The 15183-nt window shown below is 41.7% G+C and carries 19 protein-coding genes; 16 read left to right on the top strand and 3 right to left on the bottom strand.

From position 1 onward, the window contains the following. Positions 1–53 precede the first annotated feature (53 nt). A complete protein-coding gene (locus tag BFN00_RS06615; RefSeq protein WP_004732120.1) occupies positions 54–569 on the top strand; it encodes a hypothetical protein in 516 nt (171 codons plus the stop codon). Between the two features lie 137 nt (positions 570–706). Here the strand turns inward: BFN00_RS06615 and BFN00_RS06610 are convergent, their stop codons facing one another. Both BFN00_RS06610 and BFN00_RS06605 read right to left on the bottom strand, forming a co-directional pair. Next, positions 707–1177: an IS5/IS1182 family transposase gene (locus BFN00_RS06610; protein WP_071850806.1), complete on the bottom strand. Its 471-nt coding sequence runs from the start codon at positions 1175–1177 to the stop codon at positions 707–709. Then, on the bottom strand, positions 1125–1520 hold the full coding sequence (locus tag BFN00_RS06605) for a transposase family protein (RefSeq protein WP_071850805.1): 396 nt from the start codon (positions 1518–1520) through the stop codon (positions 1125–1127). Before BFN00_RS06605 ends, BFN00_RS06610 begins: the two co-directional genes overlap by 53 nt. 478 nt (positions 1521–1998) lie before the next feature. Here BFN00_RS06605 and BFN00_RS16050 point away from each other — a divergent pair, with 478 nt between their 5' ends. The 14 genes from BFN00_RS16050 to BFN00_RS06535 all read left to right on the top strand — a co-directional run bounded on the left by BFN00_RS16050 (position 1999) and on the right by BFN00_RS06535 (position 13578). Then, a complete protein-coding gene (locus BFN00_RS16050) occupies positions 1999–2142 on the top strand; it encodes a zinc ribbon-containing protein (protein ID WP_004645925.1) in 144 nt (47 codons plus the stop codon). A 164-nt stretch (positions 2143–2306) separates the two neighbouring features. Next, complete coding sequence (locus BFN00_RS06595) at positions 2307–2528, top strand: hypothetical protein (protein WP_004732115.1); 222 nt, start codon at positions 2307–2309, stop codon at positions 2526–2528. 113 nt (positions 2529–2641) lie between these two features. Continuing rightward, positions 2642–2905 carry a hypothetical protein gene (locus BFN00_RS06590; RefSeq protein ID WP_004281730.1) on the top strand — a complete coding sequence of 88 codons (264 nt, stop codon included), beginning with the start codon at positions 2642–2644 and terminating at the stop codon, positions 2903–2905. A gap of 529 nt (positions 2906–3434) precedes the next feature. Beyond that, positions 3435–3683: a DUF6868 family protein gene (locus BFN00_RS06585; RefSeq protein ID WP_071850804.1), complete on the top strand. Its 249-nt coding sequence runs from the start codon at positions 3435–3437 to the stop codon at positions 3681–3683. 122 nt (positions 3684–3805) lie between these two features. Next, positions 3806–4519: an SIMPL domain-containing protein gene (locus BFN00_RS06580; protein ID WP_004281732.1), complete on the top strand. Its 714-nt coding sequence runs from the start codon at positions 3806–3808 to the stop codon at positions 4517–4519. A gap of 84 nt (positions 4520–4603) precedes the next feature. Further along, positions 4604–5269 (top strand): pseudouridine synthase, encoded by a 666-nt coding sequence (locus BFN00_RS06575; protein WP_004732111.1) that lies wholly within the window; start codon positions 4604–4606, stop codon positions 5267–5269. A 585-nt stretch (positions 5270–5854) separates the two neighbouring features. Further along, on the top strand, positions 5855–6787 hold the full coding sequence (locus tag BFN00_RS06570) for an SNIPE associated domain-containing protein (protein WP_004732109.1): 933 nt from the start codon (positions 5855–5857) through the stop codon (positions 6785–6787). Between the two features lie 261 nt (positions 6788–7048). Next, positions 7049–7438 carry a ribonuclease E inhibitor RraB gene (locus BFN00_RS06565; RefSeq protein ID WP_004732107.1) on the top strand — a complete coding sequence of 130 codons (390 nt, stop codon included), beginning with the start codon at positions 7049–7051 and terminating at the stop codon, positions 7436–7438. Between the two features lie 242 nt (positions 7439–7680). Then, the gene (locus BFN00_RS06560) at positions 7681–8127 is read left to right on the top strand and encodes an SRPBCC domain-containing protein (protein WP_004732106.1); all 447 of its coding nucleotides are present in this window, start codon (positions 7681–7683) and stop codon (positions 8125–8127) included. A 124-nt stretch (positions 8128–8251) separates the two neighbouring features. Beyond that, entirely contained in the window at positions 8252–8590 is a 339-nt protein-coding gene (locus BFN00_RS06555) for a zinc ribbon domain-containing protein YjdM (RefSeq protein WP_004732103.1), read from the top strand. A 135-nt stretch (positions 8591–8725) separates the two neighbouring features. Then, positions 8726–9031, top strand: a complete 306-nt coding sequence (locus tag BFN00_RS06550; protein ID WP_004732101.1) for a 5-carboxymethyl-2-hydroxymuconate Delta-isomerase — start codon at positions 8726–8728, stop codon at positions 9029–9031. Between the two features lie 484 nt (positions 9032–9515). Beyond that, a complete protein-coding gene (locus BFN00_RS06545; protein WP_004732099.1) occupies positions 9516–9956 on the top strand; it encodes a YybH family protein in 441 nt (146 codons plus the stop codon). 121 nt (positions 9957–10077) lie between these two features. Continuing rightward, entirely contained in the window at positions 10078–12516 is a 2439-nt protein-coding gene (locus tag BFN00_RS06540) for an AI-2E family transporter (protein ID WP_071850803.1), read from the top strand. 3 nt (positions 12517–12519) lie between these two features. Further along, on the top strand, positions 12520–13578 hold the full coding sequence (locus BFN00_RS06535) for a DUF1176 domain-containing protein (RefSeq protein ID WP_082180559.1): 1059 nt from the start codon (positions 12520–12522) through the stop codon (positions 13576–13578). 78 nt (positions 13579–13656) lie between these two features. Here the strand turns inward: BFN00_RS06535 and BFN00_RS06530 are convergent, their stop codons facing one another. Further along, positions 13657–14424: a hydroxymethylpyrimidine/phosphomethylpyrimidine kinase gene (locus BFN00_RS06530; protein WP_035341206.1), complete on the bottom strand. Its 768-nt coding sequence runs from the start codon at positions 14422–14424 to the stop codon at positions 13657–13659. 98 nt (positions 14425–14522) lie between these two features. Between BFN00_RS06530 and BFN00_RS06525 the strand changes: the two genes are divergently transcribed. Beyond that, positions 14523–15170, top strand: coding sequence for an HAD family hydrolase (locus tag BFN00_RS06525; RefSeq protein WP_004645903.1), 648 nt, complete (start codon positions 14523–14525; stop codon positions 15168–15170). Positions 15171–15183: the final 13 nt, after the last annotated feature.

Below are 15183 nucleotides of genomic sequence, written 5' to 3'. Positions count from 1 at the left end.
TTAAAAAAGACCCTACTTTAAAGTGGGGTTTTTAAATTAGTTTGAGTAAAACAATGAATGATGTGATTACAAAAAAAGATAGAGAATTTATTCTTAAAGTGAGTGAAGAGTTTTTTGAAAAGGAGGACATTGTTAGAAAATTAAATGATTTCTATGAGTTTCAAGTCAAAGGTTGGGAAATTTGGCTTCAGGTAGAATATTATTTGTTTTTAACAAATCATGCAAAAGTAAAAAAAGTGGATAGAGAAATTCGTTACCCATTAGATGGTAGAAAAAGTAAAATAAAAAGATCAGCAGTATTAGATTTTATGATTCATCAAAAACAAAAAACCTCCTCTATACCATTAGAAATTAAACAAGATATTAGCCCTACTTCTTGTCTCAGATATATGGTAAATGATGTGAAAAAATTTAAAAATATTAAGTATTCAGGAATAGATACCTCACGTTCTTTATGGTGTTTGGGAATACATTTGGGGCCAATTAATGAAGCAAAAATCGAAAATTGTGCATATGAAGTAACTACTCAGCCTATAAAGAATACTGAATACTTTTTTACTTTAATTTAAAAAAATATTAGCCTTTAATATTTTTAATTTAGCATTGCGTATAGAATTCTTTAAAAGGTTGTACTACCTAAATTAAAAAATTAAGTTAAAGTTTTTGATATTTTTTAAAAGACTCTACTGTAGACCTCTTTCATAAATCATTTTTTACTCAGCTCCAAGTTATAAATTCCAGCAATTAGATTGAATCTCAAACCGAGTCTTTTAGCTCTATTGCGATAACGTTCCGCAAGGATCTTGAAAGTTTTTAGACTGCCAAATACATGCTCAATTGCTATTCTTCTTTTATTGATTTCCTGATTATAGATTTTTAGTTCAGGATCCAATTTACAGCGTCTTTTGGCTTTTAAGGGCAACAGGCTATTGGGATACAAAGTATAAATCCCCTGATAACCTTTATCCGCAAGAACAAAGGCTCCTGAAGGAATCTGGTTTAAATTGCGTTTGAACAACTCGAAATCATGCACTGCACCGCGACTGCTACATAAACTCAGAATTTGCTGAGTCTTGTAGTGAATCATGGCCTGTACTTTAAAGGTATGGGTCTTTTTCTTGCCGCTATAGCTTTTCTTCTGTTTTTTTGGGCCTTTGTATTGGAATTTCCGTGGCATCCACGATCACAACATTCCAGTCAATGCCTTCGCCCTCGGGTAAATCTTTGGGTAAATTAAAAAGATTGGACCGAATCAGGCAGTCTTCAACATGACGGACAATTCTTGAGGCTGTGGGCTCTGAAACCCCGTAACTCGTTGCAACGTGAAATAAGGTTCGGTATTCCCGCCAATAGCTCAGACAGAGCAGAACCTGGTCTTCCAGGCTTAACTTGGGCGGTCTGCCTTTGACAGGAACATGTTTCTTCAATTGCTCAACCATCAAATAGAAAGTTGACCATGAGATGCCCGTGTATCGCTTGAACTGAGGATCAGAAAGCTTGTTTGAATCGATGTATTTCATCCGCAGATTATGCACGAATGCCAAGAAATTTGGAGTGCAAATATTAACCAAAAAGAAGATCATTTTTTGATTTATGAAAGAGATCTTGTGAAGTGGGGTTTTTATTTAAAGCATTAATGTCTTTGTCAAGAAAATACAAACAAGTACTTTTCCTTTTATACTTAAGAAATTCAGCTTCCTCAATGATTAAAGACGTCTATAAGTTTAAGGGAATATAAAATTTCATATGGCTATGGTGATAATTTTGTATTAACGCACTTCACTAGACTTGGCCTTATGCATCAGTTATCTCAATGTTATTAAACTACTTAACTTGAAAAATTTTTAATAAATCATTATTTAATAAACAAGTTACTAAATAATAATTAGAAATACTACTTCGCCCAAACGACACTATCATTTACAAAAATGGACAATAGACATTCATCACCAGAGGGTTATACTAGCTAGACCATTTCTAAAACCATGGAGAACAAAGATGGTTACTGCTGGCGAAAAACCCGGAACAGGCTTCTATTTTTGTGTTCAATGCGGACACCGCACCTACTTAGAAATTGGTACTGATCGTTTACCACCGTGTACCAAATGCCAAGGCAATCAATTTAACAATAAGAATGCCTAAGCAAGACAACTCAAACAGTTATCCTCTGTTTTGAACGAAAGCCCTATTACTCAATAGGGCTTTTTGCTATCTAAACTTCGCTATTTATGATTTAAATTTGTTTGAAAATTGATCAATAAAACCCCATATAAAACTCTAGATTCACAGTGTTTAGGGCAGCTCAATTGCAACATTATCTTGATCTTAATCATGACTCAGGTGTTGCCAATTATGAGATTGGTAACGAGTTTATTCGGGTTCAATTTAAGAAAACCTCGAAAGTCTATACCTACAGCTATAGCAGTGCCGGTTATCAGCATGTCGAAAACATGAAACAGCTCGCTCAATATGGGGATGGGCTAAATGCCTATATCAATCATCATACCCGACAGCTTTTTGTACGTTAAAACTGGTCTGCTTCTTGCTTCAGTGAAAGTCCTAGAAGGCAAATATTTTCTAAAGGATAAATATCTGCCTAGAAATAGTGCAAGTGCATATATTAAAAAGAGGGCTATCACCTATGGATATTCAACAGCACGCGCCAGAATCAGGAAAATTAGATAAAAAAGCCCATTTCTATTCTGCATGGCCGCTGATCCTGATTCTTTTTGGGGGCGCGATTGGCTCGTTTTACGCTGTGATCGCTTATCTGCTTAATCTGAAAATTTATAGTTCTGAACTGACCAGGCTCAACAAGGTCTTGGCCAATCTTCTGTGCGGGATGTCAGCGATCAGTGCCTGGTGGTTTAGTGCGCAATGGATTCAGGGAACATTCTTTCAATAAAATAGTAATTATTTCCTGAATATAAATTGCAATAAAGTCTCATTTTGGCGAATAAAAAAGCGTAAAAAATAAGAAATGGAATTTATTTCTCTATATTGGGGTTAATAGTGAAATAAATTTTCAGATTTAATCGAAATTAAAAAAACATAGGAAATTAATCCCGTCCATCTTTGCCTAATATAGCTTTCAAGGGTGTGATGGGATCGGAAAGAGTAGCATGCTGTGAGCGGCGCAAAACGCGAGTGCAGTACGAACCCAAAAGGTCTCGATCCGGCTTAGGACGCTATAGACCAAAAGTTTATAGGCTATAAGATCAGGTCTTACAAAGAATGATAGTTGAAGTAAACCATTGCGAGTTTTCCCAACACCCTAAAAAATTCTCTAGTAATATACGCAGAATAAAAAATTAAAATAAATATAAATCATAAATTTAAGAAAAATATCTAGCTGCGCAAGATACAAATAAGCCCTTCATTTCTCAACATGATCTGTTATTTTAAAACATCAGCTGCCCCTTAGGGGAATCCTCATGAATCTCGATATCTGGTGTCGCTTTTTACTGTTTTGCACACTGATCAATTATGTCATTCTCATAATCTGGTTCGTGGTCTTTGTCTTTGCCCGAAACTGGATGAAACAGGTGCATGGAAAATGGTTTCAGCTGTCAGATACCAGTTTCGATGTGATTCATTATTCAGGGATGGCGCTCTATAAAATTGGGATTCTGCTGTTTAACCTGACGCCGTTAATTGCAATCTATCTGATAAATCAAGGTTAAGTACGATGTTGTGATTGAATCTTCGAGTGATAAAAATAAGATTGAATTAGTATCATTTTATCGCTACTTGATAGCGTGGCAGGATCAATAAGAACGAAAAAAGATTTCAAAGGAGTTGAAGGATGAATCAATTCAAACCGGCCCTGATTTTAGGCGCCTTGATCGGCTTGGGAATGATTATTACAGGATGGATTCTGGGCAATAGCGCGCTGAAAATTAAACAGTATGAACGTATAGTTTCGGTCAAAGGCTTGTCGGAACGCGAAGTCAAAGCCGATGTGGCGGTATGGCCAATCCGCTTTAATGCCGGCAGTCAGGATTTGGCCGAATTGTACGATACCATGCAAACCAATACCCAGGAAATTCAGACCTTCTTAAAAAATGAAGGATTTAGCACGGAAGAAATTACCAGTGCTTCACCGAGTATCACCGATAAATACGCCCAGCAATATGGCGGGGATGCCAATGTCGCGCTACGTTACACCGCCAGCCAGACCATTACAGTCTATACCCATAAAATAGATGCAGTGCGTGCGGCACAAAGTCGTCTGGTGGCTTTGGGTCGAAAAGGCATTGCCTTTGCCGGAGATGATTCTGGACAAAGAACGGAATATTTATTTACCAAGCTGAATGACATCAAGCCGGCGATGATTGAACAGGCCACCGAAAATGCGCGCAGTGTAGCCGAAAAATTTGCGGCAGATTCAAAAAGCAGTCTGGGCAAAATCAAGTCCGCCAATCAGGGGCTGTTTAGTATTGAAGATCGCGACAGCAATACCCCGTATTTGAAGAAAGTGCGTGTAGTCTCGACGGTCGATTATTATCTGGCAGATTAAGCTGAGCTGGTCAAGCACGGTAATTGACAGCCTAGAAGCCGCTTGTTATTTTGCGCGCATTGTTCCAGATGCTGTACCCTTAAAATGCCCATCAATAACGACTTTGTCTATTGTCCACCGCAAGAACCGCTGCATATCGTTTATGAAGATGATGATCTGGTGGTGATTGAAAAGCCGGCCGGATTATTGTCGGTTCCGGGGCGTTTACCTGAACATCACGACAGTGCCTATTTGCGGGTACTGGACCAGTATCCGCAGGCCAAAATTACCCATCGTCTGGATATGGCCACCTCCGGTATTTTGATGTTTGCCAAACACCGCGATGCAGAAGTGGCAGTGAGTAAAATGTTTCAGGCACGCACGGTACTTAAAAATTATGTCGCGCTGGTACAAGGCAAACTTGAGGGTGAGGGCAGCGTCGAAGTACCTTTGATTACTGACTGGGAAAACCGTCCGCGTCAGATGGTGCATTTTGAACTGGGCAAGGCCGCCAAAACCTTGTATCAGGCCTTAGAATATCTACCCCAGCAAGACATTAGTCGGGTGTTGTTGACCCCCATTACCGGCCGTTCCCATCAGCTACGAGTGCATATGCTGCATATCGGTCATCCCATTACTGGCGATAAAATTTATCATCCTGAACCCCAGCGCAGTCCTTTAAATCGTATGGCCTTGCATGCCAGTTATCTGGCTTTTACCCAGCCTTTGAGTGGTGTCACGGTCGAAATTAAGGCAGCCATACCGTTCTAATTTGATTCTGCTTAATAGTTAGATTCAACCGGACACATGTTTTTTAAGCTCATAAATATAATGAGGTTCAAGCCCTTAAACTGGGCAACCCGAATAAAAAGTGTGAGAATTTATTTCGATAGTAGCTTGGAGATGAGTAGCTTTACAAGCATGTTCAAATGAAATTTTCTACTGATCCATTGCCTGATCGGTTGTCACTACCGCACATAAATTTTTAATGTTCGGTTTATCTCTTGACGATAAGCCTAGAGATTTTTTATTCTTTTATCTCCCGCTATAGGCCTGATGCCTTTATTTTTATGATTTTTTAACCTTCCTTTCATTATTTTTAAACTTTCAAATTATATCCTTTGATATAAAAAATATCGTAAGTTGTTTCAGAATGGATTTGTCTTGAGCTGGAAAGTAGTCAGTCATACATGACTTGCACATAAAAATTTTGTAGAAAAATAAAATGAATGAATGACTTAGTATTGATCAACGGCTTTGATTATCTGGCCGAAGTGATGCAAAATTAATCATGACTTTATAATAAATTTTTAATTTGATGGTTTAGGGCGCTGCCCGGGGTTAAAGGAAAGAACGATGCTCAGTATGGCTCTCTTCGTTCTCGCGAGTATTTTAATATGTGCATTGCTATGGAGCTTAAAGGTACAGGCTTCATTACGCAGCAATATCCAGTTTTTACAGGAAAACCTGGATCATTCCCGCAGCAAATTGGCAGATTATGAAACTCAAGTCGATGAATTGAATTATGAAATCACCCAATTGCGGGTACAAAATGGCAGTTTAAACATTGCCCTGAATAAATATAAAAAATATCAGGATATCTGGGATATCGAGCAATATATTATTAACCGGACTTTGCAGGCTGAAAACTTTGTTGAAGCGACCAAGCTGGATGCTTCGATCATGATCGATGATCTCAAAGCCTATATCGCAAGAGTAAAAGATTATCTTGCCCAGTTTCAGGCGCAGGCCGTGGCCGAGGTTGAGCAGGAGGCCCGACAAAGTTTGCACGGTTATTATGAACAGGCTAAACAACAGCATCGCTTGCAAGAGGTATTGAGTGCTTTACAGCATAAAATACAGGCCCAGCGCTTCGGCTTGCAGCTTCCCGCAACACAGGTTTTAGAGCAGCTGATTGAGGGTTATAGCGAAACGGATGCGGTTCGGCATTTACGCAATGTCCGTGACAGAATTCAACAGGCCATAGAAAAACAGCAGGTGGCGAGCTGTAATTATGTCGACGACAATCGCCGTCGAAGTACTATTGAAATCCTGAGTCTGGCTTTCAACTGTAAGGCAGATTTATATCTCTCTCAATTAAGCACAGAAAATTTGGGCGAGATATTGCAGGCCTTAAAGGATGATTATGTCTTGCTGAATTATACCGGGCAGACACTGAGTCAGGCGATGATTCAAGAATCCTATCTTGATCTGCGTTTAGAAGAACTCAAGTTTGCTGCGCTGGTTTTGCAATTGGAACAGGATCATCTGCATCCACACATCGCGTAGATCATGACATTCATAGGTCTAGAAGATTTTTACCAGAGTATTCTGAATGCCATAAGTTGGTTTAAATCCTGATATTTTTCAGGATTTTTGGCCTTGAGGAATCTTGACTATATTGATCCTCTTACTTATTTTTATATTTATAAAAATCATATGTTTATTTATGGTTAAAAGATAATATTTTTTGTCTGTATCTCGATAATTGTACGAAAATCAGCTAATCTTAAATGCAGAATAAAACAGCATCATAATAAGGATACTTCTATGTCACGTGATTACAATCAATTCCCGGACGATGAAAATGGCAATGTACTGTGGCAAATGCATCAGGATGGCGACGACTTGCAAGAGGCACATGAAATTGAATTTTCGATTGCCTTTGCGGATGAAGCGCAGGCGGATCGTTGTGCCTTGCATCTATTAAAAGAAGAGCAAAAAATCAGCCTGTTTCAGGACGAAGAAAGCGATACCCTGGAATGGATCATCACGATTTATGTGTATATGGAACCTGCTTACGAAGATATCGTGGATCTGGAACAATGGTTCAGCAAAATCGCGGCACAATTTCAGGGTGAATATGATGGTTGGGGTTGCATGGCCTATGTCTATGATGATGAGTTGGATGACGAAGAGGGCAGCCTGCGTAGTAGCTGAGCATGCTTGTATTTAAAGCATTTAAAGTAAGAGACCCGGTGCTGCCGGGGTTTTTATTGCTCTATTTAATCGTTATATGAAGATTTGAGCTTGAGTATAGATACATACTCATTATATATAGCCAGCTCAAAACTGGATAAAATAACTCAGATGAGTACTTAACTCAGGCTGATGATTTAGTCACAATAAATGCAGGGAATATCCCGCAATAAAAAAATAATAAGAACAAAGGACAAGAAAAAATGAGTTACACCTTAAAAATGCATCGTGTGTTCAGTGCACCACCGGAGCGGGTGTATCGTGCCTTTGTGCATCCGGATGCATTGGCCAAATGGCTGGCACCACATGGCTTTATTGCCAAAGTAGAACATGCGGAAGTCAAACCTGGTGGCAGCTATAAAACCACCTTTACCAATTTTTCTACCGGAACCCAGCATCATTTTCATGGCATTTATCATGAGGTCATTCCCAATCAGCTACTGCGCTATACCGATCAGTTTTCTACCCCCGACTTGCAGGGTGAAATAGAGGTCACGATCATCTTTGAAAAAGTCTCAATCGGTACAGGTTTACACATTATTCAGGTAGGTTATCCGGATGTGGTGCCGCCAGCGGTATGTCATTTGAGCTGGCAGGAATCACTGCAACTTCTGTCTTTGCTGGTTAATCCGCAGATTTCAGACAATTAATTCCTTCGATCTCCTATGTTGGCTTCATCCTCATGTCCTCTCCATGAGCGCGCCTGACAAAGATGCTATACTGTGCGCTTATTTGTTTCATTTATTTTATTTTTCTCTTTTTTTCGAGGTTCTTATGGGTCTGCCAAACTGTCCAAAATGTCAATCTGAATATACCTATGCAGATGGCGATCTACTGATCTGTCCAGAATGCGCACACGAGTGGAAAGAAGGTGAAATCACTGAAGAGCAAGTGATCATTAAGGATGCCAATGGCAATGTACTGGCGGACGGTGATAGGGTAACAGTGATTAAAGACCTGAAAATCAAAGGTTCATCTTCAGTGGTGAAAGTGGGCACCAAAGTCAAAAGTATCCGTTTGTTGCCTGATGCTGCAGATGGGCATGATATCGATTGTAAAATCGAGGGAATCGGCCCGATGAAACTGAAATCAGAATATGTAAAGAAAGCTTAAATTTAGCCCTAGACTAAAATTCTGACGAGAGAATAATACGGTTGATGTATCGTATTATTCTCATTATTGCTGAAATTCTGGGCTGATCATTTTCCTGCCGCCCTGATCCTCGCATTTCGATTTGAGACCACTTTAATGCCGCACCTGCATCTGGAATATTCTGACAATCTGCAACATATTGAGATCAAATCCTTATTGGTCGCGATCCATGAGGCACTTTTTAGCGCCAGCTATGTCACGGATCTCAATGATTTAAAAAGTCGCGCGATTATGCAGCAGGACTATATGATTGGACTGAATATTGTTACAGATCAGGCCTATGTGTATGCCAAAGCTTCACTGTTGAGCGGTCGCAGTGTCGAAGTTCGTCAGGCAATTTTCAAATTGGTGCTCGACCTCATGCAGCAATATATTGCGCCACAGCCTGAATTGAAAATATAACTTTGTGTCGAAATCATTGAAATGCCAAAGCAGACTTATAGTAAAGCTATTGTCTGAAGGATGGCTTTTATCTGTTGATATGACATGGATCAAATAGCTTGAAATTTTATCAACGCCGTACGAAATTTATAAACAGATCGACTTGGTTTGCAATGGTCAGCTATCTTATTCAGATTTAAATATATTTTTCTTTTAAATGACGCTTTATGTCATTTACAGACATACGATAAAAGTTCTAAAGTAACTTTTAATCGCTGCTGATTTTTGAATCATCCAATCTAGAAACGGCATATTCATCCTGATTGAAATAAAAATAATTTAAAAATAATCTTCAGGCGAGCTGTACCGAATCAGACAATGGAGAGAGCAAAGCGAAAACAGCGCTTTAGCATAGGCAAAATAATAAGAACAAAAAGATCAGAAATCCGGTGAGTTGATTGAATCCAAGATTTCAGGTCTGACTTGTCCGGTTGAGGAAAATTTGATGCAGATTTTTGGGGATGAACAATTGGTTCGGGAAGTCATGGCATTTCTTCGAGAGTGGGATAATGCCATAGCCAGACTCGAAATTCAGGATATTATTGAATTGTGCCGACCGGAGATCCGTCTGGTTGATGTCAGTATGGAGGTTAAAGGTGTAGAAGCCTATCAGGCACTCTGGCAGCAATATCGGGCATTTATACCGGAAGGCATACGCATCGAACGCCAAGACCTTAATATTCATGTCACTTCTGATCTGGCTGTAGTCGATGGTTATGTACGGGTGAGTTATGCGGTGATTGAACCGATTTTCCAGCTGGGCTGGTGTCGGGTCAGCATGTGCCTGAGCAAGCAGCAGGGCAAATGGCAATTGCTGCATCAACATACTTCAGTCCCTGTGCAACTCGAAACCCGGAAAATGCGCCGGATCAAAAGCGTGAGTTAATCTATTTACCTGAAAAGATTTAAGTGAAATATCTTTGCAAATGATTACAGGAATACCTTTGTAACAAAAATATAGAAAGTCCTAAATTATGTTGAAGGAATAATATTTTAGGACTTTTCAGGTGGATAACAACAAGAACAGTCAAGTAAAACCACGACAGGCCAACCTGCAACAACAGACTGAAGTATTGATGCCGGATCAGTCCGAGCGGCAGCGCACCCAACATGCACTCAGAATGATGGCAGGCTTTGTAATTGCTGCTGTAGTCATGACGGCATTGTATTTTGGTCGTGATATTTTTATTCCGCTGGCTCTGGCCATTCTGCTGGCATTTTTACTTTCTCCTCTGGTTTCTCGCTTAAAGCGCTGGGGCTGTCCCCAATGGGCGGCGATTGGCCTGGTCATGTGCCTGACCTTGTCATTTCTGGGCGGCACTGCAACTTATCTGGGAGTACAACTCGGCAAGTTGAGTCAGGAACTGCCGCAATATCAGGACACCATCCAGCAGAAACTAAAAATGCTTGAAAACTATCGTCAGGGACCGAGTATGTGGGATGGCGCGATCCAGACCTTTGACACGGTAGAAAATTCGATAGATACACCCGAACATGAAACAGAAGACCCGAATGTGCAGAATGTCAAAGTGGTCGGTTTGGAACCAACGAGTGAAGAGGCTGCCCTAGACTGGTTGAATAAAATTCTGAATCCACTGGCGATTATCGGGATTGTGTTCCTGTTTATGGTATTAATTTTATTCAATGGCAAAGACTTGCATGACCGTTTTCTGAAACTCTTGGGCGGTAATCTGAATATCGGCACCGATGCGCTGGATGATGCCGGCAAAAGTATCGGAACCTATTTGCGCATGCAGCTGCTGGTCAATGTCACTTATGGCATTCCCATGGCGATTGGGCTGCTGGTGATTGGGGTGCCGGCAGCGATCATGTGGGGGCTGGTCGCGGTGGTTATGCGTTTTGTGCCCTATGTTGGCCCGATCGTTTCAGCTATTTTCCCGATTACGCTGGCCTTCGCCGTTGATCCGGGCTGGGACATGGTGCTCTGGACTGTCGCCTTGATTCTGGTGCTGGAACTGATCAGCAATAACGTGATTGAACCTTGGCTTTATGGGGAAAGTACCGGTCTGTCTACCTTAGCGATTATTTTGGCTGCCACGTTCTGGACCACCCTCTGGGGACCGGTGGGGTTGATCTTGTCGACGCCTTTGACTGCCTGCCTGCTGGTTTTGTCCAACTACGTGCCGGCACTGGGTTTTGTCAAAACTTTGCTTGGCAGTACGCCAGTATTGTCACCCTTCGAACGCTTTTATCAGCGACTGGTAGCCGACGAAGTCAATGATGCAATGCAAGTAGCCAATGATTATATCTGTGCGCAATTGCCAAAAAAGCCCAGTGCGGAGGAGGTGGCCCGTCGGGTACAAATGTTCTATGGTGAAGTGGCCATTCCAGCCATTCGGATTTATTCTCAAGGACATGATACCGATGTTACTGCCGAGCACCGGTTGCGTCTTTATCAGGGCTTGCAGTTCTTTAATCATGCATTCCAAAAAGCTTATCCGAGTAAATTAAGTAACGAGCAGCCCGAAGTCTATTGCGTTGGTGCGCGTTGGGAAATTGACACCCAGATTTCTGCCATGTTGGCACACGCGTTGAATCTCAAAAATATTGCTGCCCGAAATGATCCGGATGTGCTGATTCAATCCAGTGAATCAGGAAAGGGCATTGTACTGCCAGTTTCAATCAAGATTTTATGTGTGTCGATTTTTCATCATGCGCCTGCAGCACAGATTCGGTTGCTGAAATATCGATTGGCGCAGCAATATCCTGAGCTGAAAATCATTTTTGCGACTTGGAGCGTGATGCAGCTGGAGCTTCTGGATGAACTGCAACAATGTTTTGAGCTGGAGGCACTGGTCAATAATGTCGATGATCTGATTCTGACTATCGAAACTTATACCTTGAATGAAGGGGAAAGCTGGTTTGAGAATCTGGAGATCAAGAATGAAAAAGAACGGCAGCAGGCTTTAAATGAGTTGGGATTATTAGATCACCGTCATCAGATCCTTTATAAACAATATATTGAAGAAGCCCGTCAAGCCTTTGACGTTGATTACGCACAAATTTCCTGGCTGAATCAGCACGAAATGTATATTCCAGTCAGTCCTTTTACCCAAGAACCTGTAGCAACCCGACAAATGTGCAAGGATTCAGTCTGTACCCATCTGCTCTATCAAAACGAGCCTTTGGTGATAGAAGATTTGCAACGTGACCCGCGCTTTCCACATTTGTCAGAGTTAAGACAGCATCATATCCGTTTCTATGCCGGTGTGCCCTTAAAAGATAAAAATGGAATTGCGCTTGGGAGTCTGTGTCTGCTGGACAAGCAGCCGAGACAGATGCAGGCCGAAGATATGATTCTACTTAAGGCTTTGGCGCAGGATTTAATGGCGACTTTGAGCAATGAGCGCAAGAAAAAAGATAAACAGAAGCAGATTGAGCAGATGCAGCCAGCCACCTCGGCAAGCATTTTAAATAAGGACTAGATGATGAAACAAAAATGGATCTACAGCATCAAAATTATGAGTATCATATTTAGTCTAGCCAGTATTAGCTCATTAAGTCTAGCGGCCATGCAGGACCTACACTTTTCACATAAAGACTGGGAAATTGCCTGTGATAATACCGGCACCTGCCGCGCTGCCGGTTATCAATCGGATCAAGATATTGATCAGCCGGTTTCGGTGCTACTAGAGCGTGCTGCGGGTGCAAACAGTAGTATCAAAGCCCAAGTCCAGATTTTACCCTTAGCTGCTGCCACACCTACACGACAGCTTCAGCTACAAATTGCCAGCACACCTTATGGTGTGATTGGTCTGAATCGGGAGGGAATAGGGCAACTCAGTACTGATCAAACGCGAGCCTTGCTAAAAGCTGTACAGGGAACAGCTCCGGTTGTATTTAAGAATACGCAATCACGCTGGAACCTGTCGACTTCCGGTGCCAGTGCCGTTTTGCTGAAGATGGATGAATTTCAGCGTCGACTTTCTACGCCCTCAGCCTTGATCAGGCCGGGGAAAAAATCCAATCAGGCGGTGCTCAAAGCTGCAGCGATACCGAAAATTCAGATACCAAAATATCAGTCAGGCAAAGTCACTCAAGCAAAACTGAATACGGCAGCCAGTCAGCAGATGATTCGAAAACTGCAAGCCACCACCAAGGAAGATCAATGTGATTTGCTGTTTAGCCAGCGTTTTCTGGATGATGATGTTATGACCATTTATCCCATTAATGCCCAGAATCAACTGATTCAGATTCCATGCTGGCGTGGGGCTTATAATATGGGTAGTGGCTTCTGGCTGATGGATCGAAACAAGCAATTTAAACAGTTGGTGACGACCTCGGGAGAAACATTTAACCAAGGCCAGATATTTTCCGGGCATAAAGTGCGTGGTTTGGGCGATTGTCTGAGTCAGAACGAATGGGCCTGGAATGGCAAGAAATTTGTCAAAAGCTTCAGTGGTCTGACCGTACAATGCAAAGGCTTCGCCGGTGGTGCTTGGAATTTACCGACCTATGTAAGCAAAATCATTTATCAGGCCAAATAGTATTGTTTAAAAAATAGCAGTGATAAAAAAGCCTGAATGACTCAGGCTTTTTTAGTTTTGATTTTAAGAAGTGTGATCTTAAAAACGCTTTGGAATTCTCTGGCCATTTGGAACAGGAATTTCAGCATTTTTTAATACCCCAAATAACCAGGTTTCAGCATGCTGTACCGCAGTTTTCAACTGATCACCCATGGCCAGACGTCCGGCAATGAAACTGGCCAGTGAACAGCCTGAACCATGATATTCACCTGGCAGACGTGGACAGCGAGTTTCGTTGACCAGCTCACCTGCGATATATAGGCTGTTCTGAATGTAATCTGGCGTATCTTCATGGCCACCTTTGACCAAAACTGCCTGTGCACCCATTTCAAATAATTTTTGAGTGGCCAGTTTGAGGTCTTGCTCACCCGTCAGGGCGCGTAGTTCAACCGTGTTCGGCGTTAAGATAGTGGCTAATGGAATCAACTGGGTAAATGCTTTGACCAGCGTTTCTTGATTACCCAGCGAACCGCCACTATTCGCGACCAAAACCGGATCCAGCACATACAGATAATCTGGATGTGCAGCCAGAAACTCGGCCAGTGCTGCGATATTGTCTGTGGTGCCTAACATGCCAGATTTTACGCAACGAATGGGCAGGTCATTGACCACCGCATTGGCCTGTGCCAACAGCAATTCTCTGGAAGTGGCTTCGAAACCAAAAACCTGCTGTGAATTTTGAATAGTGAGGGCTGTGCAGGCAATTGCCGCATGTGCACCACTTTGACCAATGGCTTCAATATCTGCTTGAAGGCCGGCTCCACCTGAAGGGTCTAAACCGGAAAAGCAAAGTACGGTAGGGCGCAAAATGATGTCCTTCATTCACTAAAATTGCATTAGTATAGGCAAATTTGAATGAACTCTCGATATTAATTTATATCGGTACTAATGAGAGGGGATGGGCGGTGATTAAGAATATTTTAATTGATCTGGATGGGACATTAACCGATCCGAAAGTGGGGATTACGACGTCTGCACGCTATGGTCTGGAAAAGATCGGTCATCCGATTAGTGACGAGATCAATATCGACTGGATTATTGGTCCGCCCTTAAAAGCCTCGCTTGCCAAAATTTTAAATGTTGAGGCCGATCATGTTCTGGCTGAACAGGCCTTGATGGGTTATCGGGAGCGCTTTGCAGTCAAGGGTCTCTATGAAAATCATGTTTTTGAGGGTGTAGCAGAAACGCTGGCAGAACTGAAACGCCGTGGTTATCGCTTGTTTGTCGCTACAGCAAAACCGACAGTGTATGCCAAACAGATTCTGGAACATTTTGATCTGGCCCAGTATTTTACCGACATTTATGGTAGTGAGCTGAATGGCGAGCGAACCAATAAAGCTGAGCTGATTCAGTATATTTTAGAGCAGCAAAAATTACAGGCCGATCAATGCCTGATGGTGGGTGACCGTGAGCATGACATTTTTGGTGCCCGTCAAAATGGTATTGATACTATTGCGGTAAATTATGGTTATGGTAGTCAGGAAGAGTTAGCACTGGCACAGCCTAAATATCAAATAGACCGCTTTAATCAGTTGCTAGATTATTTTAAATAAACCCTAATTTTTG

The sequence above is a fragment of the Acinetobacter sp. AR2-3 genome, from assembly GCF_001878775.1.
Lineage (GTDB): Bacteria > Pseudomonadota > Gammaproteobacteria > Pseudomonadales > Moraxellaceae > Acinetobacter > Acinetobacter lwoffii_D.
This window is presented reverse-complemented; position numbering and strand designations above follow the sequence as displayed.